This window comes from Nocardioides pelophilus (genome assembly GCF_014180685.1).
In the GTDB taxonomy this organism is placed as follows: domain Bacteria; phylum Actinomycetota; class Actinomycetes; order Propionibacteriales; family Nocardioidaceae; genus Nocardioides; species Nocardioides pelophilus.
In genome coordinates this window covers 1-3,021 of the sequence record NZ_JACEHF010000178.1, presented here as the reverse complement: position 1 = coordinate 3,021, position 3,021 = coordinate 1, and the positions used below count along the sequence as shown (strand labels likewise).

The following is a 3,021-nucleotide window of genomic DNA, read 5'->3' as shown; positions in this document are numbered from 1 at the left end:
GTCGGCCGCCAGGGTCTCGGTGCCGCCGGCGGCGAGGTCGGCGACCACGGAGCTCGGGCCGTCGAGCCGTCCGCGGCCCCGCACCACCCGCACCCCGTCGCGCTCGAGCCGGCGTGCGATGTCGTCGGACTGCTCGGCTGCTAGTCGCTTCACCCGCGCGTTGACCTTGGCCAGGTCGACCTCCAGCCCGGTGACCACCTGGTCACCCCGGTGGTCGCGCGACTCGATGCCGAGCTCGGCTGCCTCCGTCATGTCGGTCATCAGCTCGGCGGTCGCGATCAGGGTCTTGCTCGGCACGCAGTCGGTGAGCACGGCCGAGCCGCCGATGCCGTCGGTGTCGACGACGGTGACCTCTGCCCCGAGCTGGGCGGCCACCAGCGCCGACTCGTAGCCGCCGGGACCGCCGCCGATGATCACCACGCGTGACATGGCGGTCATTCTTGCAGGGGTCCGATCCGGGCCGAACGGCGCACGGGGGCCGCCGCGGCCCACCCCCGCAGCTCCGTCTGCCGACCCCGGCCAGCCGCGCATCGGCGGCCCCGGAACCGGTCGAACCACGCGCCTGCCGGCTCGACGTCGAAGCGCTGCTCGGCCAGCGTCGAGCCCCTCAGACCAGTCACCTCCGCCCCGGCGACGACGAATCCGCTGGCCAGCAGGATCAGCGGGAAGCCCGACTCCCTGCTGACGAGCACGGCGACCACCAGGTGAACCATCGCGTCCATCCGCCAGGGGCCCTCGAGCCGGGCACTCTGGTCGCTCCACGGCGAGCCGACCAGGAACCGCCGTTGACGCGGAAGCCGCGCGACGAGATATCCGGTGGGGCACACCCGAGCGACCTCACTCGTGTCGATCAGCGGTCGCGCAGCAAGCTGGGCGACGGCGTCGGCGTCGTAGAGCAAGGGCGCCGGTTGCGCCGGCGGGCCTGCGATCTCGGTCGCCAACACGTGCTGTGCCGCGGACAGGCTGAGTCCGCACGGTTCGAGCATCGCGGCCGCCTGCCGCCCACTGATCAACATGCAGGAGACCCTGCGCATGCGGCGCAACAGAGAAACCGGCCCGAGGCGGGCCTGTGGACGCCCTCCGAGTCGACCGCCGGCTCCACAGCCCTCGGGACGATGGGTCAGGAGACCCATCGTCGCGAGCGGTCGCGGACGGAGACCTCGAGCGCTCGCGGTGGTTGGTCAGAGGTTGATCATGTGGCCGGCGATGCCGTGGATCGCTTCCTTGACCGCCTCGGACAGCGTCGGGTGCGCGAACACGTTGCGCCCGATCTCGTCGGCGGTGAGGTCCCACTTCTGCGCGAGGGTCAGTGCCGGGAGGAGCTCGGTCACGTCGGGGCCGATCAGGTGGGCGCCGAGGATCTCGTTGTGCTCGGCGTCGGCGACGATCTTCACGAAGCCGACCGCCTCGCCGAGGCCCTGGGCCTTGCCGTTGGCGGAGAACGGGAACGACGCGGTCTTCACGTCGTAGCCCTTCTCCTTGGCCTGCTGCTCGCTGTAGCCGAAGGACCCGATCTGGGGCTGGCAGTACGTCGCGCGCGGGACGAAGTCGTACTCGACCGGCATCGTCTCGGCGCCGGCGATGGTCTCGGCGGCGACGATGCCCATCGCCTCGGCGACGTGGGCAAGCATCAGCTTGCCGGTGCAGTCGCCGATGGCGTAGACGCCCTCGACGTTGGTGCGGCAGTAGTCGTCGATCTCGATCGCGCCGCGCTCGGTCAGCGCGACGCCCGCCGCCTCCAGGCCGAAGCCCTCGACGCGCGGCGCGAAGCCGAAGGCGGCCAGGAACTTGTCGGCCTCGAGGACCTGCTCCTCGCCGCTGCCGTCGGCAGGCGCGACGGTGACCCGCACGCCCGACCCGGTGTCCTCGACCGACTTGACCGCGGTAGAGGTCAGCACCTTCACGCCGAGCTTCTTGTAGTGCTTGAGGAGCTCCTTGGACACGTCCGCGTCCTCGGTGGGGACCATCCGGTCGAGGAACTCGACGATGGTCACGTCGACACCGAAGTTCTTCATGACGTAGGCGAACTCGACGCCGATCGCTCCCGAGCCGCCGATGACCATCGAGCCGGGCAGCGTGTCGTCGAGGATCTGCTCCTCGTACGTCACGACGTTCTTGCTCACGGTGACGCCCGGCACCAGGCGCACGGTCGCGCCGGTCGCGATGATCAGGTTGTCGCAGGTGTACGACGACACCGCGCCGTCGTCGCCGGCGACCTCGACCGCCTTCGGGCCGGTGAGCGTGCCCCAGCCGTCGATCTCGGTGATCTTGTTCTTCTTCATCAGGTAGTGGACGCCCTTGACGATGCCCGCGCTCACCTGGCGCGACCGCGCGTGGGTCGGGCCGTAGGCCATCGTCGCGTCGCCCTCGATGCCGAACTTGTCCTTCTCGTGGGCCAGCGTGTGGGCGAGCTCGGCGTTCTTCAGCAGCGCCTTCGACGGGATGCAGCCGACGTTGAGGCACACGCCGCCCCAGTACGTCTTCTCCACCACGGCGACGGACTTGCCGAGCTGCGCGGCGCGGATGGCGGCGACGTAGCCACCGGGGCCGGCGCCGAGGACCAGGACATCGAAGTGGGTCACGGGAGCGAGCCTACTAACCTGACCCCGTGACGTCGTACGCCGCCTACGGGACCAACCTGGACCCCGCCCGCATGGGCGAGCGGTGCCCCCACTCCCCACTCCAGACGACCGGCTGGCTCACCGGCTGGCGGCTCACCTTCGGCGGCGAGGAGCACGGCTGGGACGGAGCGCTCGCGACGATCGTCCAGGACCCGTTCGAGCAGGTCTTCGTCGCGCTCTACGACGTGAGCCCGCTGGACAAGCCGGTGCTCGACCAGTGGGAGTCGGCCGACTCCGGTCTCTACCGGAAGACGAAGGTCAGGGTCGCGACGATGACGGGCTCGATCGTCGCGTGGACCTACGTGCTCGACGCCTATGAGGGCGGCCTGCCGTCGGCGTCGTACCTCGGGGTGCTGGCCGATGCCGCGGAGGCGGCCGACGCGCCCGACGACTACGTCTC

4 protein-coding genes are annotated in these 3,021 nt (G+C 70.4%); 1 reads left to right on the top strand and 3 read right to left on the bottom strand.

Going from position 1 to position 3,021, the window contains the following annotated elements; translation table 11 throughout:
* The 3 genes from H0488_RS24365 to lpdA all read right to left on the bottom strand — a co-directional run.
* The coding region (locus tag H0488_RS24365) for an FAD-dependent oxidoreductase (protein ID WP_246372556.1) at window positions 1-429 on the bottom strand (429 nt) is incomplete at its 3' end.
* A 5-nt stretch (window positions 430-434) separates the two neighbouring features.
* Entirely contained in the window at window positions 435-1,016 is a 582-nt protein-coding gene (locus H0488_RS19940; RefSeq protein WP_183100979.1) for a hypothetical protein, read from the bottom strand.
* 165 nt (window positions 1,017-1,181) lie between these two features.
* A complete protein-coding gene (lpdA, locus tag H0488_RS19935) occupies window positions 1,182-2,582 on the bottom strand; it encodes a dihydrolipoyl dehydrogenase (protein WP_183100978.1) in 1,401 nt (466 codons plus the stop codon).
* Between the two features lie 26 nt (window positions 2,583-2,608).
* Between lpdA and H0488_RS19930 the strand changes: the two genes are divergently transcribed.
* Window positions 2,609-3,021 (top strand): gamma-glutamylcyclotransferase family protein (locus H0488_RS19930; protein ID WP_183100977.1); only part of this gene is annotated, 413 nt, incomplete at its 3' end.

What these genes read in the sequence shown, in the direction of transcription:
- H0488_RS19940 (WP_183100979.1), bottom strand. Translation starts at nt 1,016, where the DNA reads ATGTTGATCAGTGGGCGGCAGGCGGCCGCGATGCTCGAACCGTGCGGA.